Genomic DNA, 21,499 nt, shown 5'->3' with positions numbered 1-21,499 from the left:
GCCGTTCAGATCGCCGGGCTCGGCCTGACCGTCCCGCCGAGGCGGCGAGGGCGGCGAAACGGCCGGGGTGACCGCGACCGGCGGAGGCACGTCGGACGGCACAGGCGCTGGCTGGCGGGCGGCGGCGGGGCGGGCGCTGCGGGGACGGGCGGGGCGGGGCGGGGGGGGGGGGGGGCCCGGCGGGGGGGGGGGGACGGGGGGCGGCCGTCGCCGATGGATCGCCGATTACGGGAGCTGGCCGGCTCCGCCCTGCACGAGGACCCCGCGCACCGCCCCAGCGCCCGCCACCTGCTCATGTCCCTGCTCGACGCCCCGCAGTCCCAGCAAGGCCGCCTGTTACCCCCCGAGCCCGTCGACGACCCTCCCCTGGGGGCCCGGGCCGAGGAGCTCTACCTGAAGCTCGCCGTGCCCGACCAGGCCCTGGCCCCCGAGGTCTTCCTGCGCCTCGCCCCGGACACCGTACGCGCGGACCTGGTCGTCGGACGCACCCCGGAGCAGGCGGCCGCCATCGACCGGGTGCTCAGCACGTACGGCGAGGCGGGGCTGCTGGAACGCGCGGACGGCAGGGTGACGATGGCCTGCGGGGGGCTCCCGGCGGCCTGGCCGAGGCTGCGCGCCTGGCTGGAGGCCGAGCGCTCGGGGCTGGCCGTGCAGCGGGAACTGGCCGGGGCGGCGCGCCGGTGGGAGGAGGGCGGGCGGCGGAGCGCGGACCTGTTCCGCGACGCCGCCCTGGACCGGTCGCTGGCCTGGGCGGCGGGCGACCGGCGGCACGTGACGCTGAACGCCCGCGAGCAGGCGTTCCTGGACGCCTGCCGGGCGATGGCGCGCAGGCGGGCGCGGCTGTGGCGGACCGGGGTGGCGGGGGCGGCGGCGGTCGCGCTGACCGTGGTGCTCCTCTGGCAGGGCGGCGCCGCCGACGGGCGGCTGGAGCAGGCGATGGCCAAGGTGGCGGCGTCACGGGCGGAGGCGGCGCGCGGAGCCGACCCGGTGACGGCGCGCAAGCTGGCGCTGGCCGCGTGGAGCCTGGCGCCGGTGGCCGAGGCGCGCCGGGCGCTGGCGGGGGCGGCGGCGGACCCGGCGGTGGACGCGTTCGCCGACCCGCACGCCACCGAGCGGTCGCTGCACGCGCTGTCCGGCGACGGGGGCAGGCTGGCGTCGCTGGCGGGCGGGACGCTGCGGGTGTACGACGTGACCGGGCGGCGGCTGGTGGCGTCGGCGTCGGCGCCGGACCAGAGCGTGCGGGCGATGGCGTGGGCGCCGGACGGGCGGACGCTGGCGCTGGTCGGCGTGGACCGGTCGTACCTGTGGAACACCGGCTCGGGGCTGGGCGTGGGGCGGCCGTTCGGGCGCGGGCTGGGCGCGCCGGGCGAGCAGGCGGCGTGGTTCAGCCCGGGCGGCGGGCTGCTGTTCGCGGCGGCGCGGCAGTCCGGCGAGCGGTGGGCGTGGGACCTGCGGAAACGGCGGGCGACGCTGGTGGGCGAGTACGCGGTGGCCGGGCCGCGTGATCGGGTGGCGCTGGTGTTCTCCGGCGGCCGTTCGCATCTGCGTTACCTGCCGACGGGGGCGACGACCGCGCGGCCGTGGCTGGACCGGATGCCGTGGGAGTACGCCGCGTTCGCGCCGGACGGGGAGCGGGTGGCGATCGCGGAGGAGAGCGGGATCCAGGTCTACGGGCTGGACGGGGTGCCGACGCTGCCGTTCCGGCTTCAGCCGTCGCCCGGGCGCCCGGTCTTCAGCGCCGACGGGCGGGCGCTGGCCGCGACGAGCGGCGAGCGGGTGAGCGCGTGGCGGCTGACGGACGGCAGACTGCTGGCCGACCGGTCGGTGCCCGCGCCGGGGACCGACCGCCCGGCCCAGGCCGCCCTCAGCCCGGACGGCCGCCGGTTGCGCGTCCTGGCCGGGCGCGGCACCGTCCTCACGATCGACCTGGCCGCCTCCCCCGCCCCGCGGGATCCGGAGCGGGCGGCGGCGGCGGTCTGCGCGGGCTACGGGGGGCTGTCGGGCGCGGAGTGGGCCAGGCACCTGCCAGAGGTCACCTACCGGGACGTCTGCTGACCGCCGAGCATGCCCGCCAGCAGCTCACGCAGCGCCTCGCGGATCTCGTCCAGCGACGGTTCCGTCCCGGCCCCGGCTATCGCGTCGAACATGATGCCCTCGCCGTACGCGACGAGCCTGCGGCCGTGCCGAGCCGGATCGGCGGAGCCGGCGGCGGCGAGCAGGGCGACGGCGGGGTCGCGGAAGCGGCGGCCGGCCCGGTCGTAGATGCGGCGCAGCTCGGGCCGCCGGGTCGCCTCCAGCGCCAGCTCGTAGCGGGCCAGCGTGCGCCGGCGGTCGTGGAGCTGGACCTGGAGCACCCGGGCCAGGAGGTCGGGCAGTTCGGCGACGGTCGGCGGCTCGCCCACCAGGGCTCCGGCGAACACCTGCTCCTCCAGCGCGGTGAGCCGGGAGAGCGTCAGCTCCAGCAGCGCGGCGCGGGTGCGCGCCAGGTTGGACGTCGAGCCGGGCGGCAGCCCCGCGGCCTCGTCGACGGCGCGGTGGGTGAGGCCGCGCATGCCCCGCTCGGCCAGCAGGGTGATGGCCGCCTCCGCCACGGCCTCTGAACGCTTCACGGAACCTGATACTACAGTTGTAGTCCCAACTACAGCCGTAGTAGATTGTCACTACAGACGTAGTTGGGGGAGTGCGGAGATGAAGGCTGTAGTGATCGGCGGGGGCATCGGCGGCCTGGCCGCCGGCATCGCGTTGCACCGCGCCGGCTGGCACGTGGACGTGCTGGAGCAGGCTCCGGAGCTGGAGCCCGTCGGCTCCGGTCTGGCGGTGGCGGCCAACGGGCTGCGCGCCCTCGACGTGCTCGGCCTGGGCGACCGGGTGCGCAAGCTGTCGAACGTCGAGGGCCAGGTGGGCATCCGCCGCCACGACGGCCGGTGGCTCACGCACATCACCGAGGACAAGGCGCAGGAGCTCTACGGCGACTCGGTCGTCGTCATGCTGCGCGCCACACTCGTCGAGCTGCTCGCGGAGGCGCTCGAGCCGGACCGGCTGCGGCTCGGCACGACGGTCACGGGCGTGGACGCCGCCACCGGGACCGTGCGCACCGGGGCGGGCGAGCTGACCGCCGACCTGGTCGTGGCCGCCGACGGCATCCACTCGCCGGTGCGGGCCGCGCTCTTCCCCGGGCACCCGGAGCCGGTGTACGCGGGGGTGACGACGTGGCGAGGGCTGGCCGCCAGGCCGCCCGGGCCGATCCGGAGCTCGGAGAGCTGGGGCCGGGGCACCGTGTTCGGCGTCCACGCGCTGGACGACGACCTGGTCTACTACTACGCCACCGACCTGTCACCCGCCGGGGCCCCGCACGGCGACGAGCGGGCGGAGCTGCTGCGCCGGTTCGGCGGCTGGCACGAGCCGATCCCCGCCCTGCTGGCGGCCACCGAGCCGGCGCACATCCTGCGCAACGACCTCTACTACCTGCGCGAGCCGCTGCCCGCGATGCACGCGGGCCGGGTGGCGCTGCTGGGCGACGCGGCCCATCCGATGACGCCCAACCTGGGGCAGGGCGCCTGCCAGGCGATCGAGGACGCGGTCGTGCTCGGGCACCTGGCGGGCGGCGACCTGGCCGCCTACACGGCCGCGCGGCTGCGGCGGACGGCGGACGTGGTGCGCCGTTCCATGTCGATCTGCCGGATCACCAAGGTGCGCAACCCGCTCGCCGTGGCCGTGCGCGACGGGGCGATCTCGCTGGCGACGCGGTTCACGCCCGATCTGATGCTGCGCTCAATGGACGGGATTCTGGGATGGCGGCCGCCGGCTTCGCCGGGGAGTGATCGGGCGTCAACCGGCCCAGCGTGATCGTGCCGGCGATGGTCAGCGCCGCCGCCAGCAGCGCGGGCACCGCCGTGGCGGGGCTGGTCGGCAGCGGCTCGCCGAGCAGCAGCGCGCCGGCCAGCACCGAGGTGATCGGGTCGACGACCTGCACGCCCGCGTAGGCGATGCCGAAGTAGCCGACCGCGTAGGAGCGCTGCAGCAGCACCGTGGCGCAGATCAGCAGCACCGGGATGGCCAGCGTGAACCAGTGCAGCAGCCGCCCCAGGTCACCCTCCATGCCGCCGCCCACCACCCGGACGAAGGTGGACACGCTCGCGGTGGCGACGCCCGCGCTGACCGCCAGCAGCAGCGCCTTGTTCGCCCCCCGGGCCCGGATCGCGGCCACCTGGGTGACCAGCACGAGCAGCGCGATCACCCCGATGAACCCGAGCGCCGCGCCGTCGCCCAGCCGGGGCGTGACGTGGTGCGACGGCACCAGCATCATGAGCCAGATCAGGCCCACCGCCACCGCGATCGAGCCGAAGATCTCCGCCTTGTACGGTTTGCGGCCGTACATGTAGGCGGCCAGCGGCACCGCGAACACCAGTGTGGCCACGCTGATCGGCTGCACCGCGACCAGGGGCGCGAAACTCAGCGCCACCGCGTGCAGGCACGCGCCGGTCAGGCTGATGATGCCGCCGATCCACCAGCGGGGCCGCCGGGCCAGCCTGAGTGAGGCGCCCTCCGCCACTGCCTCGAACTGTTGCAGCGCCGCGCCCACGGCGTAGCCCAGCGCGCCGGCGAGCGCGATGAGGAGGCCGACCCAGGTCATGGGCGCCCACGCAGGGGCAGAGATCCTTCCAAGAGCATTAACCCAGCTTAGATGCGCAGCAATGCACTCGAATCATCCTTTAGGCCAATCTTGGCCTACTTCACTTCTCCGGGCAGACGCAGAACAGGTGACCATCAGGATCCCGCAACACGATCCAGCCCACCCCCTCATCCGTCACACCCGGCTGGAAGTCGGGCTTGGTGGCGCCGATCGCGAGGTACTCCTCGACCGCCTTCCCCACGTCCGGCACCCGGAAGTCGAGATGGAACTGCTTGTCCGGGCCCGGCCACTCCACCGGCTTGCGGTCGGGCACCCGGCCGAAGTAGAGGGACGTGCTGCCGTCGCTCACGGCGGCGTACTCGTCCTCGGCATAGGTGATGGGCAGGCCGGTCACCTGGTGGTAGAACTCGGCCATCTTCCTGGGCTCATCGCAGTCGATGGTGACCGCGATGAGGTTCGCCTTCGTCGTCATGCCCATCAGTCTGCCGGGTGTACCTGCCACCCTCTGTCAGGTACGCGAGCCGCCTTTGACGCGCTTGAGAATCCGGTCCCACTCGGTGCCGAACGGGTTGTCCTGCACCAGGTACGTCCAGGTCGCCTGGGGACGCTTGAGGTCGGGCTCGGGCGCCTCGAACGACTCCAGCGAACGGCGCTCCACCTCGGCCAGCAGTTGCTTGTATTCAGCCACCGCCTCCCGGTGGAACTCGTCGATCGGGCTCATCCGGCCCAGCGCCCGCAGGTGGATGCCCTCGCGCAGGTCGTTGAGGAACGCCAGGTGCTCGGTCCAGCAGCGGTCGATCGCGTGCAGCACGATCTGCCTGGCCGTCTCCTCCCGGGTGTCCTCGGGCATCGACTCCCAGCGTCCGGCGTCGGCCTCCTTGAGCGCCTTGGCCGCCGCGTCACTGTGCAGGACCTTGTCGCGCCACTCCAGGATGAGCTCGCGCTGCTGCTCCAGCAGCCGGGTGTAGCGCCAGGTGTTGCGGTGGATCTGCAGGTTGACGCCCTCCGCCACCCGCTGGGCGTGCCCCACCAGGTAGGCGCCCCGGCGGTGGCGGACGATCCCGTCGGCGTCGGCGGCGGGCGGCCGCTCGTCCGGCGTGAACTGGGTGATCAGCTCGTCGCCCATGCTGACGAAGAACACCGAGCCGCCCGGGTCGCCCTGACGGCCCGCCCGGCCGCGCAACTGGTCGTCCAGGCGGCTGCTGGAGTGGCGGCCGGAGCCGATCACGTACAGGCCGCCCAGTTCGGCGACGCCGTCGCCGAGCCTGATGTCGGTGCCGCGGCCGGCCATCTGCGTCGAGACGGTGATCGCGCCGCGCTCCCCCGCCCTGGCGATGATCGCGGCCTCTTCGGCGTCGTTCTTGGCGTTGAGCACCACCGGCTCCAGGTCACGGCGCTGGAGCAGCTTGGCCAGGTTCTCCGACTCGGCCACGTCGAGGGTGCCGATGAGGATGGGCCTGCCGGTCTCGTGCGCCGCCTGGATCTCCTCGACCAGCGCCGCGTCCTTGTCGGGGACCGTCGGGTAGATGCGGTCGGGCTCGTCCTTCCTGACGCACGGCCGGTTGGACGGGATCACCGCGACCTTCAGCCCGTAGAACTCGCCGAGCTGCTCGCTCACCGCCACGGCCGTGCCCGTCATGCCGCACACCCTCGGGTAGCGCCTGATCAGGCCCTGGACGGTGATCGAGTCGAGGATCTCGCCCTTCTCGCTCGGCGGCAGCGCCTCCTTGGCCTCGACCGCCGCCTGCAGCCCGGCGGGCCAGCGCTGCAGCACCGCCACGCGGCCGCGCGAGGGGTTGATGAGCTGCACCTTGCCGTCGCGCACGATGTAGTCGACGTCGCGGGCCAGCAGGGCGTGGGCGTGCAGGGCCAGGTTGACCTCGATCAGGGTGCCCGGCTCGTTCTCGTCGTAGAGCTCGACGCCCAGCAGGTTCTCCACCGTCTCGGCGCCCTTGGGCGTCAGGTAGACGTTGCGCGCCTGCTCGTCGATCTCGTAGTGGTAGCCCCGGATCAGCTGCCTGACCAGCGCCGCCAGCTCCGGCACCGCGTTGCCGGCGTCGGCCGCCCCGGCCATCACCAGCGGCACCCGCGCCTCGTCGACGAGCACCGAGTCGGCCTCGTCGATCAGCGCGACCTCCGGCGCCGGCACGATGATCTCGTCGCCGGAGGTGCGCATCCGGTCGCGCAGCACGTCGAACCCGATCTCGCTCACCGGGCCGTAGGTGACGTCCCTGGCATAGGCGTCGCGCCGCTCCTCCGGGGTGGAGTTCTGGTCGATCCAGCCGACCGACACGCCCATGGCCTCGTAGAACGGCGCCATCCATTCGGCGTCGCGCCGGGCCAGGTAGTCGTTGACGGACATCACGTGCACGCGCTTGCCCTGCAACGCGTAGCCCGCCGCCGCCATCGCCCCGGACAGCGTCTTGCCCTCGCCGGTGGCCATCTCGGCCACCTTCCCGTCGAGGAGCGCGAGCGTCCCGAGCAACTGCACGTCGTACGGCCTGAGCCCCAGGGTGCGGTCGGCGGCCTCACGCGCGACGGCGCAGAACTCGGCCAGGTCGCTCATGTCCGGCTCAGGCAGTTCGTCCAGCTTGCCGATACGGTCGGCGCGGGCGTGGGCCGCCTTGACGACCTTCTGGTACGGCGTCAGGGGGGTGCCGCCCGGACGGTCCAGCAGGTTCCTGACAAATCCCGATATCGAGGCCACAGTTCCTCCAACGCACGCTCCGCCGGCACCGTTCCCTCCGTACCGGCGGCCTGGGAGCGGAGCGACGGCACGACAGGCGTCGCCGTACGGACCCTAACCCATACGGCGACACCCACCGACGCTACTCCTCCCGCGCCCGCGCCACCGCCGCCACCAGCAGCAGTACGCATCCCGCCCAGGCGAGCGGCGTGAGGCGTTCGCCGAACACCAGCACGCCGAGCACCGCCGCCCCCGCCGCCTCCCCCAGCGACACGATCGACACGGTCGTGGCCCGCAGCGCCGTCAGCGCCCGGAAGAACAGCCCGTACGCCAGCGCCGTCGGCACCGCACCCAGATAGCCGAGCAGCGCCACGCTCTGCCACCCGCCCTCCGGCAGCACCCCGCCGGCCAGCGCGAACGGCGCCAGGCAGACGGCCCCCACCACGAAACCGCCGACGGCCATCCCCCGCGAGCCGGCCCGGTGCCGCCGCGAGTACAGCGTGACCCCCGCGTACCCGGCCGCCGACACCAGCCCGAGCCCCACCCCGAACGGCGTGGCGGCCGTCCCGGAGGCGACGGGGGCGGTGGCGTGGCCGGCCGGTTGGGCGGTGAGGAGCAGGAGACCCGTGAGGGCGACGAGGAGGGCGGCGAGACCGGCGCGGCCGAGGCGTTCGCCGAGGAGGAGCCGGCCGCCGAGCGCGGTGAAGACCGGGGTGGCGCCCATGGTCACCACCGTGGCGATCGCGACGCCGGAGCAGGAGATGGCTCCGAAGTAGGCGGTCTGGTAGACGGCCATGCCGACGCCCACGACGACGACGCGCCTGTCGAGGCGGAGACCGCGGGCGAGGGGCAGCAGGAAGAGCGCCCCCAGGAGGTAACGCCAGAAGGACACGTCCAGGGCGTCGAGACCGCCCGAGGCGAACAGCAGGGCACCGGCGGCGCCCCCGGTGCCCCACGCCGCGGCGGCGGTGGCGACGTACCAGGTGGCACGCCGGGTGGTGAGCTGGGTGGTGAGCTGGGTCATGACAGATTGCTCCGGTATGGAGTGGTGGAATGGGCCCGTATGCGGGCAGCAACCACCACCGGATCCGTCAGACCCGGAAAATCAGGAGAGGCCGCCCGCTACAGGGCGGGCGGCGGCGAACAGATGAAACGCGGCATGCGCACACCCTAGCCCCGGCTCATCCCGTCGAGCGGTCAGGGCCTGCGGGCAACGCCGCCGAGCAGGATCTCCTCCCAGGGCGCGAGCGGCCCGGGGAGCCGATCGTCGGGGTGCCACTGGGGGAAGTGGACGACGCCGGGCTCGACGAGGTCCAGGCCGTCGAAGAAGCGGGTGATGCTCTCCCGGGTGCGGAAGTGGCCGGTGCCCATGGTGACCTGCAGCATCGTCTCCAGCGCCTGGGCCTTGGGGTTGGGGCCGGCCATGAAGTTGGAGGCCGCCAGGTGGCTGCCGGAGGGCAGCGCCGCCATGTAGCGCCGGATGAGGCCGTGCGGGTCCTCCTGGTCGGGGATGAGGTGCAGGAGGCCGATGGCGAGGAGGGCGACCGGCCGGCTGAAGTCGATGAGGCGCCGCAGCTCGGGGTGGCCGAGGACGGCGGGCACGTCGCGGGCGTCGGCGGTGATCGCCGTGGCGAGGTCGTTGCGGGCCAGGATGGCGCGGGCGTGCGGCTCCACCATGGGGTCGAGGTCGACGTAGACGATCCGGGCCGAGGGGTCGGCGAACTGGGCCACCTCGTGCGTGTTCTCGACGGTGGGCAGCCCGGCGCCGAGGTCCACGAACTGGCGGACGCCGGCCTGCCGGACAAGGTAGTCGACGACCCGGCCGATGAACGCGCGGTTGCACCAGACGAGGTCGACGACCTCGGGCACGGCGTCCTTCAGCCGGCGCGCCACGGCCCGGTCGGAGGCGAAGTTCTCCGTGCCGCCGAGCAGGGCGTCGTGCACGCGGGCGATGCTCGGCTGCTCCACGTCGACGCCGGGAGGGGTCCACTCGTGATCGGATCGGAGAGTCACCTGCGCCCCCTTCAAGGGATGACGCGGATCGTACCGACACTCGGCGTCCAGCGGGCGATTACGGCCAGCTGGGATCGCCGGCGGGCGAGACCGGGCCGTCCAGCACGCCGAGGCGCTCAAGGAGGGTCAGGAACGTCGAGGCGTACGGCGAGGTGGCCACCACCGCCGCCACGCGGGGCCAGTCGACCTGCTCGCGCAGCGCCCGCACCTGGGGCAGCAGCGCCCCGTAGTCGCAGGCGTGCTCCGACAGCGGCAGCAGCCAGGAGATCACCAGGTCGGTGGCCTCCAGCACGGGCACGATGACGGCCGACGCCTTCATCGGCTCGGCCCGGCCGAGCAGCGTCGCGGTCACCTCCTGGTCCGACACCCTGAAGATCAGGTCCACCAGGCGGCCCTCGTCGTACGCCTTGACCAGCCAGTCCTCAGGCGGCTTGGCCGTCTCGAAGCCCGCCGCGCGCAACGCCTCCAGAGCAGCGGGCACGTCGTGCTCGGTGAGCACGAAGTCCACGTCGTGCAGCGATGGCGCCGCTCCCCTGGCGTAGGCCGCGCAGCCGCCGGCCAGCGCGAACCTCACTCCGGCGTCCTTCAACGCGGAGCTGGCTCGCTTCAACGTGTCGAGGATGGCGTCAGTGACTTCGTGGCCATGGCTGCTCATGTGTGCGGGCTACCCGAACGATCGACGAGTAGGCGTGAGCCGGGGGATTCGGGGTAGCGCGTGCCCTCATGACGCAATTCCTGGAACGGACCGAGCAGGAGTACCAGGGCGAGCACGACCGGCCGCTGGGCACGTACGTCCGGATCATGGGCGCGTACGGGGTGGTGGTCGGCACGGCGGTGGCGGCGGCGGCGCTGACCGGGCGGCGCGCGCCGGACCGCGTCGGGCTGATGGACCTGGCGCTGATGGCGGCCTGCACGCACAAGGTGGCGCGGCTGGTCGCCAAGGACCCGGTGACGAGTCCGCTGCGCGCGCCGTTCACCAGGTACGAGGGGGTGAGCGGGCCGTCGGAGCTGAAGGAGGAGCCCCGCAACACCATGGGCGAGCTGCTGAGCTGCCCGTTCTGCATCGCGCAGTGGGCGGCCACCGGTTACGCCATCGGGCTGGTGTTCGCGCCCCGGATGACGCGGCTGGCGGGGGCGGCGATGACGGCGGTGGCCGCGTCGGACTGGCTGCAGCTGGCCTACGCGAAGCTGATGAAGTCGGCGTCCTAGCTCTGCGCCAGCGGCAGCACCTCGCGCCGGTAGAAGTCGAAGAAGGCGTCCTGCTCGGGGCCGATCTGGCTGACGTAGACCTCGTCGAAGCCGGCGTCGACGTACTCGCGCAGGGCGCGGGCGTGGGTTTCGGGGTCGGGACCGCACGGCGTGCCGGCGACCGCCTGCTCCTCGGTGACCGATTCGGCGAGCTGCTCGAAGTGCCGGGGCAGCGGCAGGATCTGTGACGCCTCGCCCTTGATGCCCTGGGTCGGCCACAGGCGGTGCACGGTCTTGCGGGCGCTCGCCTCGTCGGCGGCGTAGCACGCCTTGAGCCCGCCCAGCGTGGGCTTGCCCGCGCCGCCCGCCTCGCGGAACTTCGCCACGGATTCGGCGCTGGGGCCGGTGGAGACGTAGCCGTCGGCGATCCGCCCGGCGAGCTCGATGGACTTGTCCCCGAAGCCGGACATGTAGATGGGCGCCGGTTCGTCGGGCAGCGTGTACAGCCGGGCCGTGTCCACCCGGTAGTGGCGGCCGCGATGGGTGACGAGCTTGCCGGTGAACAGCTCCCGCATCAGGCCGACGGCCTCCTCCAGCATCTCCAGCCGTTCGGCGGCGGGCGGCCAGCGGGACTCGATGACGTGCTCGTTCAGCGCCTCCCCGGTGCCCACCCCGAGCCGGAACCGGCCGCCGGTGAGTGCGGCCGTGGTAGCGGTGGCCTGGGCGACGATGACCGGGTGCATGCGCACGAGCGGGCAGGTGACGGCGGTGGTGATGGGCAGCGAGGTGGCCTCGGCGATCGCGCCGATCACCGACCAGACGAACGGCGCCTGTCCCTGCTCGTCCAGCCAGGGGTGGAAGTGGTCGGAGATCCACAGCGCGCCGAACCCGGCGCGCTCGGCGGCCTTGGCCTGGCGCACCAGCTCCCGGGGGCCGTGCTCCTCGCAGGACAGGAAGTAGCCGAAAGTCGTCATGCGGCTCCCCTGCCCGTTGCCGAGCTGAAAAACATGTTAAGTATCGGATCAGGGGGGCAGTTGCTGGCTCATGGCTACTTTGCTCTGGATCATCGCGGTAATCCTCGTCATCGCCGGGATCTATGTGATCCTGGCCCGTCGCGATCTCCTGTGGGGGATCGTCCTGATCGTTCTCGGTTTCCTCGTCGGACCTGGCGGGGTCAGTATCTTCAATGTTTAGGCAGGTCAGCGGTCAAACCCTTCCGCTGGGCCGAACTCCGAGACCGGCCCAGCGGACCTAATACTGTTTTTGCTGAAATATCGCCCGACGCCTAGCTCATAGCCTTTTCTAAGGGCATGGGCGATGGCGTGACTGATTTGCCATCGTTCAGGCGTTACGAGACAGGCGCAGCCTCGGCGAGAGTGCGTGACAAGCTCGCCGAGCTGCGCCGCCACATGCGTAACGAGGCCATCATCGACGAGGCCACCGCCCGGCTCGCCACCGGCCTCGGCATCCGGCCGGCCGAGGCGGCCGAGCGGCTCGCCAGGATGGCCAAGCAGAGCGGGCTGGACCCGGTCGACGTCGCCAAGGGCGTCGAGCGCCCGCTCGAACCGGAGGTCGTCGCCGCCGAGGTGCCCCACTGGGTGCGCGGCATGCTGGAGGCGGCGCACGCCTCGGCCTTCTACCTCACGCCCATCTGCGACGAGGCGGGCCGGGTGGTGGACTTCCGCATCGTCGCCGCCAACCGGCACGCCAGGACGCCCGCGGGCCTCGGGGAGCACGAACTCGCCGGCCGTCGGCTGATCACGGCCAGCCCCGGCGTGGCCAGTTCGGGGCTGCTCGACGACTACATCCACGCCTACGAGAGCGGCGAGCCCGTGCAGCGGGTGCCGCTGGAGTTCGTGGAGGTCGTGGACCAGCGGATCTGGCCGGCGACGCTGAGCGTGCGCGCGGCCCGGGTGGAGGCGGGCCTGCTGGTCACCTGGCGCACCCTCGACGACGAGGAGCTGCTCGTGACCGGCTGGGAACGCGCCCAGCGGCTGGCCGAGCTGGGCTGGGGCGAGTGGAACCTGGCCACCGAGCACATCCTGTGGACGTCCGGCATGTACGAGATGTTCGGCCGCAACCGGGACGACGCCCCGCTGTCGCTGGAGGAGATCTCCAGCATGGTGGTGCCGGACGACCTGCCGGTGGTGGACGACATGATGCGCTCGCTGCTGGAGTACCGCGAGGCGGTCGAGACCGCCTTCCGGGTCCAGCACCGTTACGGGGTGCGGCATCTGAGCGTGTTCAGCGAGCCCATCCTCGACGGTGACGGCGTGCCGGTGAAGGTCAGGTGCCTGGCCCAGGACGTGACGCGTACCCGCCGCAGGGAACGGGCCCTGGCCGTGGCGCACGAGCAGGCCACCCTGCAGCGGCGCCGGGCCGAGGAGGAGCACGGCGTCACGGTGCGGCTGCAGGACACGATCATGCCGCTCCGGCGCGGCCTGGTGCACACCCCCGGGCTGGCGGTCGGCGTCCGGTATCTGCCCGCGGAGCAGCTGGCCCGGCTGGGCGGCGACTGGTTCAAGTCGCGGGTCCTGCCCGACGGCCGCACGCTGCTGGCGATCGGCGACGCGATGGGCCACGGGCTCACTGCGGCGAGCCTGATGCTGCAGACGCGCTCCGGCCTGGCCGGGCTCGCCTACACCGCGGCGCCCGCCGGGCAGCTCGCCACCTGGCTGAACGACCTCATCCTGCACTCCAACGAGGGGATCACGGCGACCGGCACCGCGATCATCGGCCACTTCGATCCCGCGGACCGCACGTTCTCGTGGACGAGCGCGGGACATCCCGGCCCGATCCTCGTCAGGGAGGGCCGGGGCCGGCTCATCGAGGCGCCCACGGGCATGATGCTCGGCGCGCTCGACTCGGCCGAGTACGGCATGAGCGTGACCCGGCTGGAACCGGGCGACCTGCTGGTGCTCTACACCGACGGCGTGGTCGAGCGGCGTGGCCGGGATCTGGACAGCGGCCTGGAGGCGCTGGTGCAAGCCTCGCACTTCTGCGCCGGCGACGACCCGGAAGAGATGATCGACTGCCTGCTGGAGCGGCTGGGGGGCGGCAGCTCGGAGGACGACGTGTGCCTCATGGCCGTCCGGGTGCTCTAGAAGCCGTTGAGGCAGTAGACGGCGTAGGCGCGGCCGAGCACCGGCAGGGCCACGTTGCGGACCCGGATGCCGCCCGGCGTCATGCCCTTCTCGCTGCCCTTGTGCGCGTGGCCGTGCAGGATGAGGTCGGCCCCGGCGGTGTCGACGGCCTCGGCCAGCAGGTAGCTGCCGAGGAAGGGGTAGATCTCGTGCGGCTCGCCCTCCAGCGTCTCCTTGACCGGCGAGTAGTGCGACAGCACCACGCGCCGGTCGGCCTGGATGTCCTTGAGCGCGCGCTGCCACGACTCGGCGATGTAGCGGGTGTGCGCCACGAAGTCCTTGATCTCCCGCTCGCCGAACTCGCTGGCGCACTTGCCGGCGAACCCGCCGCCGAAGCCCTTGCCGCCGACCACGCCCAGCCGGACCGGGCCGCAGTCCAGGACCGCGCCGTCGTCGTCGAGCACGATCACGCCGGCGTCACGCAGCTCGCTCGTGATCTCGTGCTGCAGGTCGGAGTGGTAGTCGTGGTTGCCGAGCACCGCGACGACCGGCACCGGCAGGTCGCGCAGCTCGTCGGCCACCAGCCTGCCTTCCTCCAGCGTGCCGTGCCGGGTCAGGTCACCGGCGACCATCAGCACGTCGGCGCGCTCCTCGATGCCCTCCAGGCGCTTGCGGTACTGGCCCCGGACGTCTTCGCCCAGGTGGATGTCCCCTACGGCTGCGATGCGCAGTTCAGTCAAGATGCTCAACCTCCCTGGGCTCGGTGATCTCGACGACGTTGATCTCGTTGTGCACGTGCAGGTCGGGGGCGGCCTCGCGGGCCACCTCGGCGAGCCGGTCGCGCTGCTCGGCGCCGCTCACCTGGCCGCGCAGGAACAGCTGGTCGCCGCGCACGTCGACGTGGATGCCGAGCTCGTGCGTGCGCCCGTCCTGGGCCATCGCCTCCTGGACGCGGGCCGCGACGTACTGCGGAGCTTCCATGGCTTCCTCCTCACTCCTGACGCCGCATGCCCATGGATGAACAGCTCAAACAGCGGCGAGAAGGTCCATGACCGCGCGTTCCACGCTTCCGTGCGTGGCGAGCCGGCCGTGGTCGACGTCCGCCCCCAGCTCGGTCAGCGCGCCCGCGATCGTCCGGCCGCGCTCGTACGCCTCGATCACGCGCGGATCCACGTACGAGGCGCGGGCGACGGTGGGGGTGTTGCCCAGATAGTCCGAGACCTCGCGCATCACGCGGGTGATCGCGCGCTTTCTGGCGGTGGCGGAGCCCGCCTCCTTGGAGACCGCGAGGCCGACGGCGGCCAGGACGGTGGCGTGCCAGGTGCGGAAGTCCTTGGCGGTGAAGTCGCCGATGGTGTCGCGCAGGTAGCCGTTGATGTCCTCGCTGCGCACGTCGGCCCAGCCGCCGTCCTCGCGCCGGTAGCGCAGCAGCTCGCCGTCGGTGCGCAGCGCCTTGAGCGACCTGATCACCCGGCAGGCGCCCGCGTCGGCCACCTCGATCTCGCGCGGCACGTCGCCCTTGGCCGGATAGGAGCAGGTGACGGTGTTTCCGGCGCAGGTGACGTGCTCCATCCTGAGCGTGGCCAGGCCGTAGGTGTCGTAGTTCTCGCCGCCCACCCGGAAGAAGCCCACGTCCAGCAGCCGGGCCGCCGCGGCCAGCACCCGCTGCCTGGTCAGGCCGCGCCCGCTGAGCTGGTCGTCCACGGTCTTCCTGAAGGCGGGCAGCCGCTCGGCCAGCTCCAGCACGCGGTCGAACTTGGCCTCGTCCTGCTGCCGCCGCCATTCGTCGTGGTAGAGGTACTGCCTGCGCCCGGCCGCGTCGGTGCCCGCCGCCTGGAGGTGACCGTGCCCGGAGGCGCAGATCCACACGTCGGTCCAGGCCGGCGGGATGACGAGCGCCTTGATGCGGTCCAGTACCGCCGGATCGCGCACGGGTTCGCCGCCGGGTCCGTGATAGCTGAAGCCGCGTCCGCGACGCCTCCGCACGATGCCCGGCTCACTCTGTTCACTGGGATGCAGCTCCGGCACGCCGGCCCGGCTACCCACGACGTTAGGCGGCAAACGGCACGGGCAGGTGGCCCTCATGACTGAAGACCGGAATTGGCAAGAGAGCAGGGACGGCCGAGGTCACGCCATGGTCCCCGCCACGCCGCGCGACGTGGTGCACATCCGCGTGGGCTCGTTCCTCCTGGTGTTCCTGTTCGCGCTCGCCGTGCTGGGCGTGATCTCCCGCGCACCGGTGATGACCGGGATCGCGATCGTGGCCGCCGTGGTGGTCGTCATCGACATCGTGCTGGCCGTCCGCCGGCAGAAGAACCGCGACACCGGAGAGGCGGGCTGAAATCCCCCATGTCAGGACATACCCTCCAGGACAAGGTCGTCGTCGTCACCGGCGCCAGCGGCGGCGTCGGCCGGGCGGTCGTGCGCGAGCTCGGCCACCAGGGCGCCAAGGTCGCGCTGATCGCCCGCGGCATGGCCGGGCTCGGCGCCGCCGCCGTGGACGTCGGCGCCGCCGGCGGCATCGGGCAGGTGTACGAGGCCGACGTCGCGGACTACGGGGAGGTACGGCGGGCGGCCGAGCAGATCGAGGCCGAGCTGGGCCCCATCGACGTATGGATCAACGTGGCGTTCTCCTCGGTGTTCGCCCGGTTCACCGACATCGAGCCCGCCGAGTTCGAACGCACCACGGCGGTCACGTACCTGGGCTACGTGTGGGGCACCAGGGTGGCGCTGGACCTGATGAAACCGCGCGGCCGGGGCGCGATCGTGCAGGCGGGCTCGGCGCTCGCCTACCGCGGCATCCCCCTGCAGTCGGCCTACTGCGGCGCCAAGCACGCCGTCAAGGGCTTCACCGAGTCGGTCCGCACCGAGCTGATGGCCGAGCGGAGCGGCATCCACGTCACCATGGTCCAGTTGCCGGCCGTGAACACGCCGCAGTTCGACTGGGTGCTGTCGAAGCTGCGCCGTCACCCGCAGCCGGTTCCCCCGATCTACCAGCCCGAGGTCGCCGCCCGGGGCATCGTCCACGCGGCCGCGCACCCGGAGCGCAAGGAGTACTGGGTGGGCTCCATGACCGTGGCCACGCTGCTGGCCCAGCGGGTCGCGCCCGCCCTCGTGGACCGCTACCTGGGCAGGACCGGCGTGGACTCCCAGCAGACCGGCGAGAAGGCGCCCAGCGGCGTGGCCAACCTGTGGGAGCCCGCCGACGAGACGACCGACTACGGCGCCCACGGCAGCTTCGACAGCAAGAGCCACGGCCGCAGCCCGCAGCTCTGGCTCTCCCGGCACCGGACGGCCGTGACGGCGCTGGCGGGCGCGGCGGCGGGCGCGGTCCTGCTCCGCCGCGTGCTGCGCTGACCGCCGGCCCAGCCGACCTAGGGAGGAGGCCTGATGGCCGACCATGATCTTCAGTTCCTCGGTGAGCTGGCGGCGCAGTTGCGGGTCGACTCCGTGCGCGCCGCCGCCGCGGCCGGATCCGGTCATCCGACGTCGTCGATGTCCGCGGCCGATCTGATGGCCGTGCTGTTCGCCCGGCATCTGCGCTACGACTTCGCCGACCCCGCCAATCCGGCCAACGATCACCTCATCTTCTCCAAGGGGCACGCGTCACCGCTGCTCTACTCGCTGTACAAGGCGGCCGGGGCGGTCAGCGACGAGGAGCTGCTGTCGTTCAGGAAACGCGGCAGCCGCCTGGAGGGCCATCCGACGCCCCGCCTGCCGTGGGTGGAGGTGGCCACCGGCTCTCTCGGCCAGGGGCTGCCCGTCGGCGTGGGCGTGGCCATGGCCGGGCGGCTGGAACGCATGCCGTACCAGGTGTGGGTGCTGTGCGGCGACAGCGAGCTCGCCGAGGGCTCCGTCTGGGAGGCCGCCGAGCACGCCGGCAGCGAGGGCCTGTCCAACGTCACCCTCATCGTGGACGTGAACCGGCTGGGCCAGCGCGGCCCCACCAGGCACGGCTGGGACCTGGGGGCGTACGCGCGGCGGTTCGGCGCGTTCGGCTGGCACACGGTCGAGGTCGACGGGCACGACCCCGGCCAGATCGACTACGCGCTCGGCGACGCCCGCAACACGCGCAGGCGGCCGACCGTGATCCTGGCCAAGACGCGCAAGGGCGAAGGCGTCCGGGAGGTCGAGAACCGCGAAGGGGCGCACGGCAAGGCGCTGACGGATCCGGACCAGGCGGTCGAGGAGCTGGGCGGTCTCCGCGACCTGCGCGTCGAGGTGCGCAAGCCGGAAAGCTCGGGCGAGCCGTACCGGTTCGCGGACGGGGAGCTGCGGCTGCCCGCGTACGAGCTCGGCGACCGGGTCGCCACCAGGACCGCCTACGGCGAGGCGCTGGCGGCGCTCGGCGCGGCCCGCGGCGACGTGGTCGCGCTCGACGGCGAGGTGGCCGACTCGACCAAGGCCGAGGCGTTCGCCCGGGAGTTCCCCGAGCGCTTCTTCGAGATGTACATCGCCGAGCAGCAGCTCGTCGCCGCCGCCGCGGGCCTGCGCATCCGGGGCTGGATCCCGTACGCGGCCACCTTCGCCGCCTTCCTGACCCGCGCGTACGACTTCGTCCGGATGGCGGGGGTGTCGCAGTCGTCGATCCGGCTGGTCGGCTCGCACGCGGGCGTGTCGATCGGCGAGGACGGGCCGTCCCAGATGGGGCTGGAGGACCTGGCCATGATGCGCGCCGTCTACGGCAGCACCGTGCTGTACCCGTGCGACGGCAACCAGGCGGCGGCGCTGACGGCCGAGATGGCGGACCTGTTCGGGGTCGCCTACCTGCGCACCACCCGGGGGGACACGCCGGTCGTCTACCCGCCCGGCGAGCGGTTCCCCGTGGGCGGCTCCCGCGTGCTGCGCCACTCCCCCGGCGACCGGGCCACGATCGTGGCGGCCGGCATCACCGTGCACGAGGCCCTGGCCGCCGCCGACACCCTGGCCGGCGAGGGCTTCCACGTGGGCGTGGTCGACATGTACTCGATCAAGCCCATCGACGCCGCCGTCCTGGTCGAGGCGGCCACCACGACCGGCAACCTGATCACCGTCGAGGACCACCGTCCCGAGGGCGGGCTCGGCGACGCCGTCCTGGACGCGGTCAGCGAGCTCGGCCCCCGCGTCATCAAGCTCGCCGTCCACGGCCTGCCCGGCTCGGCGACCCCGCAGGAGCAGCTCGCCGACGCCCATATCGACCGCGACGCCATCGTCGCCGCTGTCAAACGCCTCATCTGAGAACAGAACCCCGCGCCGGAAGACCTCCGGCGCGGGGTTCTTCAGGCGCGGGGTTCCCCCGGCCAGCGAAAGACCTCCGCCCGGCCGGGCGGAGGTCTTCGGGGGATGGTCAGCGGGACTTGGCCGTGGCCCGGCGGTTGGCCTTCTTGATGGCGTCCACCAGCTCCGGCTTCTTCATCTTCGACCGCCCCTTGATCCCCAGCCTCGACGCCACCCCCTGCAGGTGATCCTTGCTGGCGTTGGCGTCGACGCCTTCGGCGGTCCGGCCCGACCGGTCCGTGGCCCCCTTGTCGGAGGGCCCCTTCCTGGCCTTGGGCTCCCAGTGGTCGCCGACCTTCTCGAAGGAGTGCTTCAGCGCCGCGAAGGCGGTCATGTGGGCGCGCCTGCCCTCGCCGTACTCCTCGACGGCCGAGTCGTGCGCCTTCATCCACGTGTCCTGTGCCTTCTTGGGGGAGCGGCGGATGGTCTGCGGCAGTTCCTGGCTGGCTGGCATGTGGCTTCACCTCCTACAGCGGCGGCTCGTCATGGTGCCGACGCTCCTCGTACACCGTGGTCCTGCGTGCCTCGGGCTCCTCGTAGATCTCGTGCCTGTGGACGGGCTGCTCGATCGGGCCGACGGCCCTGCGCGTCACGCTGATCCGGTAGATCCCGAATGCCAGCCCCACCAGCCCGCCGAGCATGATGATGACGCCGACGATGTTGATGTCGAGGCCGGCGAGGTCGAACTCGACGGCCCAGGTGAGGATCGCACCGAGCATGATGAGGATGATGCTTCCGGCGATGGTCATTGCTTTACCTCCTTGACACGAGGAATCCTCTATCCATATGTGGAAAAACAAACCAGTCGTGGTGATCGGGCTGATGGGCAGCGGTAAGACGACCGCCGGCCGGCTCCTCGCGGAGTCGCTCGGGCTGCCGTTCAGCGACAGTGACCCGTTCCTGAGAAAGCGCTACGGCCTGAGCGCGGCCGAGATCGCCGCCCGTGACGGCGCCGACGTGCTGCACGAGCGCGAGGCCGAGCACGTGCTGCACGAGCTGGAGGGCGAGCCGAAGGTGATCGCCGCGGCGGCGAGCACGCTGGAGAGCCCCGAGGTGCGGGCCGCCCTGCGCGACGCGCTGGTCATCTGGCTCGACGCGGCCGACGAGGTGCTGGCGCAGCGGATGCGCACCAGCGACCATCGGCCCGACTTCTCCCCCGCCGACATGCGGGCGCGGCGGGAGCGGTTCTTCGTCGAGGTGGCCGGCCTGAAGTACGACGTGGGGGTGCTGCGGCCGGAGGAGGTGCTGGCGGCGGTGCGCCGCGATATCGGGTTGCCCCCCGCCGAGCACGACTGATACCCATGGGCGATGTTCGCTGACAAGCCTGTCCTGGTGGGTTCCCGCGTGACGCTGCGGCCGGTCGGCCCCGAGCATGCCGAGGGCCTGTTCGAGCTGGTGTCCGACGCGGAGGTGCGGCGGCTCACCGGTTCGCACGGGGAGATCGACCTGGAGGCGAGCCGCCGCTGGTGCGCCACCCGGGCCGACCACGACGACCGGCTCGACCTGGCCATCATGGCCGGCGACGCGTACGTGGGCGAAGTGGTGCTCAACGAGTACGACCCGGCCAACCTGTCGTGCAACCTGCGGATCGCGCTGCTGGGCTCGCGGGTGTTCGGCAGGGGCTACGGCACCGAGGCGATCGAGCTGGTGCTGGACCACGCGTTCACGACGACGCCGCTGCACCGCGTCAGCCTGGAGGTGCACGCCTTCAACGAGCGGGCCAGGCATGTGTACAAGAAGATCGGGTTCGTGGAGGAGGGCGTCCTCCGCGACGCGCTGCGCTGGGATGGGGAATGGCATGACTCGGTCGTCATGTCCGTGCTGCGGAGGGAATGGCGGGCAAGATCCGGAAGCCTGCAATAATGATCATGACCACGGGCTCCCCGAGGCGCGCGGGGAGCCTGTGGTGTCCTGGTGCCAGGCGCAACCAAACGCCGCGGTCGCGCATCTAAGCCTTCGATGATGCGCTCGGTGCCCGGTGACCCCGACAGGCTTGGCGGCTACTGGCCGGCAGGCCGGCTCAGCGTGTCCCGGCGCGGCGTGGTCTACGACGCCTACGACGACGAAGGGCGCAGGTTCGCGGTGCGGGTGCCGCGCGGCGCCCTCCCCCGGATCCGGCCGGTGGCGCACCCGTGCCTGGCCGAGGTGGTCGAGGTCCGGCCCGACGCCGCGCCACCGTATCTGGTCACCGCCTTCGCCGACGGGCCCGACCTGCGGCGGGCGGTGGAGTGTCACGGGCCCTACGCCGGCGGCGAGCTCGTCACGCTCGCGGCGGCGGTGGCGTCCGCGCTCGCGGCCCTGCACGCGAGCGAGGTCGCGCATCAGGACTTAAGGCCCGAGAAGGTCCTGCTGTGCGGCGACGGGCCCAAGGTCGTCGGCGTCGGCGGGCCCGGCGCCGTCGGCGGGACGCGCACGTACATGGCGCCCGAGGTCTTCACCGGCGAGCCCGCCGGGCCCGAGGGCGACGTGTTCGCCTGGGGCGGGCTGGTGCTGTACGCGGCCACCGGGTGCGATCCGTTCAGCGGGGGGAGCCTGGGCGAGGTCATGCACCGGCTGCTGTCCGCCGACCCCGATCTGACGGTGCTGCCCCCGTCCCTGCGCCCGCTGGTCGCCCGTGCCCTCGCCAAGGACACCGCCGAC

The 21,499-nt window shown here is 72.6% G+C and carries 24 protein-coding genes; 11 read left to right on the top strand and 13 right to left on the bottom strand.

What is annotated here, in order from left to right:
* Nucleotides 1-213 precede the first annotated feature (213 nt).
* Entirely contained in the window at nt 214-2,055 is a 1,842-nt protein-coding gene (locus ADY59_RS37455) for a WD40 repeat domain-containing protein (protein WP_049572893.1), read from the top strand.
* Here the strand turns inward: ADY59_RS37455 and ADY59_RS37450 are convergent.
* The gene (locus ADY59_RS37450) at nt 2,037-2,609 is read right to left on the bottom strand and encodes a TetR/AcrR family transcriptional regulator (RefSeq protein WP_049572890.1); all 573 of its coding nucleotides are present in this window, start codon (nt 2,607-2,609) and stop codon (nt 2,037-2,039) included. The genes ADY59_RS37455 and ADY59_RS37450 overlap by 19 nt on opposite strands.
* Before the next feature lie 79 nt (nt 2,610-2,688).
* Between ADY59_RS37450 and ADY59_RS37445 the strand changes: the two genes are divergently transcribed.
* Complete coding sequence (locus ADY59_RS37445; protein WP_049572887.1) at nt 2,689-3,846, top strand: FAD-dependent monooxygenase; 1,158 nt, start codon at nt 2,689-2,691, stop codon at nt 3,844-3,846.
* On the opposite strand, the gene ADY59_RS37440 is transcribed toward ADY59_RS37445, so the two are convergent.
* From ADY59_RS37440 to ADY59_RS37415, 6 genes are all read right to left on the bottom strand, one after another.
* A complete protein-coding gene (locus ADY59_RS37440) occupies nt 3,749-4,633 on the bottom strand; it encodes a DMT family transporter (RefSeq protein ID WP_049572884.1) in 885 nt (294 codons plus the stop codon). The two genes, ADY59_RS37445 and ADY59_RS37440, sit on opposite strands and share 98 nt — an antisense overlap.
* Nucleotides 4,634-4,733: 100 nt before the next feature.
* Nucleotides 4,734-5,105, bottom strand: coding sequence for a VOC family protein (locus ADY59_RS37435; RefSeq protein ID WP_049572882.1), 372 nt, complete (start codon nt 5,103-5,105; stop codon nt 4,734-4,736).
* A 36-nt stretch (nt 5,106-5,141) separates the two neighbouring features.
* The gene (gene secA2, locus ADY59_RS37430; RefSeq protein WP_442937777.1) at nt 5,142-7,340 is read right to left on the bottom strand and encodes an accessory Sec system translocase SecA2; all 2,199 of its coding nucleotides are present in this window, start codon (nt 7,338-7,340) and stop codon (nt 5,142-5,144) included.
* Between the two features lie 121 nt (nt 7,341-7,461).
* Nucleotides 7,462-8,343: a DMT family transporter gene (locus tag ADY59_RS37425; RefSeq protein ID WP_049572880.1), complete on the bottom strand. Its 882-nt coding sequence runs from the start codon at nt 8,341-8,343 to the stop codon at nt 7,462-7,464.
* Between the two features lie 173 nt (nt 8,344-8,516).
* Entirely contained in the window at nt 8,517-9,332 is an 816-nt protein-coding gene (locus tag ADY59_RS37420) for an SAM-dependent methyltransferase (RefSeq protein WP_049572877.1), read from the bottom strand.
* Between the two features lie 58 nt (nt 9,333-9,390).
* Nucleotides 9,391-9,942 (bottom strand): nucleotidyltransferase family protein, encoded by a 552-nt coding sequence (locus tag ADY59_RS37415; RefSeq protein WP_231619077.1) that lies wholly within the window; start codon nt 9,940-9,942, stop codon nt 9,391-9,393.
* Between the two features lie 113 nt (nt 9,943-10,055).
* Here ADY59_RS37415 and ADY59_RS37410 point away from each other — a divergent pair, with 113 nt between their 5' ends.
* Nucleotides 10,056-10,541, top strand: coding sequence for a DUF1360 domain-containing protein (locus ADY59_RS37410; RefSeq protein ID WP_049572870.1), 486 nt, complete (start codon nt 10,056-10,058; stop codon nt 10,539-10,541).
* Here the strand turns inward: ADY59_RS37410 and ADY59_RS37405 are convergent.
* Nucleotides 10,538-11,494, bottom strand: a complete 957-nt coding sequence (locus ADY59_RS37405; protein ID WP_049572867.1) for a TIGR03557 family F420-dependent LLM class oxidoreductase — start codon at nt 11,492-11,494, stop codon at nt 10,538-10,540. The two genes, ADY59_RS37410 and ADY59_RS37405, sit on opposite strands and share 4 nt — an antisense overlap.
* 70 nt (nt 11,495-11,564) lie before the next feature.
* On the opposite strand from ADY59_RS37405, the gene ADY59_RS51885 reads away from it, so the two are divergent.
* Together ADY59_RS51885 and ADY59_RS37400 are read left to right on the top strand one after the other, a co-directional pair.
* Entirely contained in the window at nt 11,565-11,714 is a 150-nt protein-coding gene (locus ADY59_RS51885) for a GPGG-motif small membrane protein (protein WP_020543887.1), read from the top strand.
* Between the two features lie 182 nt (nt 11,715-11,896).
* Nucleotides 11,897-13,624 (top strand): SpoIIE family protein phosphatase, encoded by a 1,728-nt coding sequence (locus ADY59_RS37400; protein ID WP_049572864.1) that lies wholly within the window; start codon nt 11,897-11,899, stop codon nt 13,622-13,624.
* Here ADY59_RS37400 and ADY59_RS37395 read toward each other — a convergent pair.
* Genes ADY59_RS37395 through ADY59_RS37385 form a run of 3 tightly spaced genes read right to left on the bottom strand, consistent with a single transcriptional unit; the run spans nt 13,621 to nt 15,688 of the window.
* Nucleotides 13,621-14,343, bottom strand: a complete 723-nt coding sequence (locus ADY59_RS37395; RefSeq protein WP_197094043.1) for a metallophosphoesterase family protein — start codon at nt 14,341-14,343, stop codon at nt 13,621-13,623. The genes ADY59_RS37400 and ADY59_RS37395 overlap by 4 nt on opposite strands.
* Nucleotides 14,336-14,584, bottom strand: a complete 249-nt coding sequence (locus ADY59_RS37390) for a BON domain-containing protein (RefSeq protein ID WP_049572861.1) — start codon at nt 14,582-14,584, stop codon at nt 14,336-14,338. Before ADY59_RS37390 ends, ADY59_RS37395 begins: the two co-directional genes overlap by 8 nt.
* Before the next feature lie 45 nt (nt 14,585-14,629).
* Nucleotides 14,630-15,688: a DNA topoisomerase IB gene (locus ADY59_RS37385; protein ID WP_082310699.1), complete on the bottom strand. Its 1,059-nt coding sequence runs from the start codon at nt 15,686-15,688 to the stop codon at nt 14,630-14,632.
* Between ADY59_RS37385 and ADY59_RS37380 the strand changes: the two genes are divergently transcribed.
* From ADY59_RS37380 to ADY59_RS37370, 3 genes are read left to right on the top strand one after another with little or no spacing between them, the layout of a single operon-like run.
* Nucleotides 15,687-15,944: a hypothetical protein gene (locus ADY59_RS37380; protein WP_156325965.1), complete on the top strand. Its 258-nt coding sequence runs from the start codon at nt 15,687-15,689 to the stop codon at nt 15,942-15,944. The two genes, ADY59_RS37385 and ADY59_RS37380, sit on opposite strands and share 2 nt — an antisense overlap.
* A gap of 8 nt (nt 15,945-15,952) precedes the next feature.
* Nucleotides 15,953-16,960, top strand: a complete 1,008-nt coding sequence (locus ADY59_RS37375) for an SDR family oxidoreductase (RefSeq protein ID WP_049572856.1) — start codon at nt 15,953-15,955, stop codon at nt 16,958-16,960.
* 33 nt (nt 16,961-16,993) lie between these two features.
* On the top strand, nt 16,994-18,820 hold the full coding sequence (locus ADY59_RS37370; RefSeq protein ID WP_049572854.1) for a transketolase: 1,827 nt from the start codon (nt 16,994-16,996) through the stop codon (nt 18,818-18,820).
* Between the two features lie 109 nt (nt 18,821-18,929).
* Here the strand turns inward: ADY59_RS37370 and ADY59_RS37365 are convergent, their stop codons facing one another.
* Entirely contained in the window at nt 18,930-19,313 is a 384-nt protein-coding gene (locus ADY59_RS37365; RefSeq protein WP_049572853.1) for a ChaB family protein, read from the bottom strand.
* Nucleotides 19,314-19,326: 13 nt separating this feature from the next.
* Nucleotides 19,327-19,608, bottom strand: a complete 282-nt coding sequence (locus ADY59_RS37360) for a hypothetical protein (protein WP_049572852.1) — start codon at nt 19,606-19,608, stop codon at nt 19,327-19,329.
* Nucleotides 19,609-19,666: 58 nt separating this feature from the next.
* On the opposite strand from ADY59_RS37360, the gene ADY59_RS37355 reads away from it, so the two are divergent.
* The 3 genes from ADY59_RS37355 to ADY59_RS37345 form a co-directional block, all read left to right on the top strand.
* The gene (locus ADY59_RS37355; RefSeq protein WP_082310698.1) at nt 19,667-20,155 is read left to right on the top strand and encodes a shikimate kinase; all 489 of its coding nucleotides are present in this window, start codon (nt 19,667-19,669) and stop codon (nt 20,153-20,155) included.
* A 12-nt stretch (nt 20,156-20,167) separates the two neighbouring features.
* Entirely contained in the window at nt 20,168-20,722 is a 555-nt protein-coding gene (locus ADY59_RS37350) for a GNAT family N-acetyltransferase (RefSeq protein WP_049572851.1), read from the top strand.
* A gap of 108 nt (nt 20,723-20,830) precedes the next feature.
* Nucleotides 20,831-21,499: protein kinase domain-containing protein (locus ADY59_RS37345; protein WP_049572850.1), on the top strand; the 669-nt coding region annotated here is incomplete at its 3' end.

Origin of the sequence: Nonomuraea sp. SBT364 (assembly GCF_001083785.1) — a bacterium.
Taxonomy (GTDB): domain Bacteria; phylum Actinomycetota; class Actinomycetes; order Streptosporangiales; family Streptosporangiaceae; genus Nonomuraea.
Note: the sequence above shows the minus strand (reverse complement) of the source record. Positions and strands in the feature narration are given on the sequence as shown.

Excerpts from the sequence above, each read along its gene's own strand:
- ADY59_RS37455 (WP_049572893.1), top strand. The coding sequence starts at position 214 with ATGGATCGCCGATTACGGGAGCTGGCCGGCTCCGCCCTGCACGAGGAC.
- ADY59_RS37445 (WP_049572887.1), top strand. The coding sequence starts at position 2,689 with ATGAAGGCTGTAGTGATCGGCGGGGGCATCGGCGGCCTGGCCGCCGGC.
- ADY59_RS37440 (WP_049572884.1), bottom strand. The coding sequence starts at position 4,633 with ATGACCTGGGTCGGCCTCCTCATCGCGCTCGCCGGCGCGCTGGGCTAC.
- ADY59_RS37435 (WP_049572882.1), bottom strand. The coding sequence starts at position 5,105 with ATGACGACGAAGGCGAACCTCATCGCGGTCACCATCGACTGCGATGAG.
- ADY59_RS37425 (WP_049572880.1), bottom strand. The coding sequence starts at position 8,343 with ATGACCCAGCTCACCACCCAGCTCACCACCCGGCGTGCCACCTGGTAC.
- ADY59_RS37410 (WP_049572870.1), top strand. The coding sequence starts at position 10,056 with ATGACGCAATTCCTGGAACGGACCGAGCAGGAGTACCAGGGCGAGCAC.
- ADY59_RS37405 (WP_049572867.1), bottom strand. The coding sequence starts at position 11,494 with ATGACGACTTTCGGCTACTTCCTGTCCTGCGAGGAGCACGGCCCCCGG.
- ADY59_RS51885 (WP_020543887.1), top strand. The coding sequence starts at position 11,565 with ATGGCTACTTTGCTCTGGATCATCGCGGTAATCCTCGTCATCGCCGGG.
- ADY59_RS37390 (WP_049572861.1), bottom strand. The coding sequence starts at position 14,584 with ATGGAAGCTCCGCAGTACGTCGCGGCCCGCGTCCAGGAGGCGATGGCC.
- ADY59_RS37380 (WP_156325965.1), top strand. The coding sequence starts at position 15,687 with ATGACTGAAGACCGGAATTGGCAAGAGAGCAGGGACGGCCGAGGTCAC.
- ADY59_RS37385 (WP_082310699.1), bottom strand. The coding sequence starts at position 15,688 with ATGAGGGCCACCTGCCCGTGCCGTTTGCCGCCTAACGTCGTGGGTAGC.
- ADY59_RS37375 (WP_049572856.1), top strand. The coding sequence starts at position 15,953 with ATGTCAGGACATACCCTCCAGGACAAGGTCGTCGTCGTCACCGGCGCC.
- ADY59_RS37370 (WP_049572854.1), top strand. The coding sequence starts at position 16,994 with ATGGCCGACCATGATCTTCAGTTCCTCGGTGAGCTGGCGGCGCAGTTG.
- ADY59_RS37365 (WP_049572853.1), bottom strand. The coding sequence starts at position 19,313 with ATGCCAGCCAGCCAGGAACTGCCGCAGACCATCCGCCGCTCCCCCAAG.
- ADY59_RS37360 (WP_049572852.1), bottom strand. The coding sequence starts at position 19,608 with ATGACCATCGCCGGAAGCATCATCCTCATCATGCTCGGTGCGATCCTC.
- ADY59_RS37350 (WP_049572851.1), top strand. The coding sequence starts at position 20,168 with ATGTTCGCTGACAAGCCTGTCCTGGTGGGTTCCCGCGTGACGCTGCGG.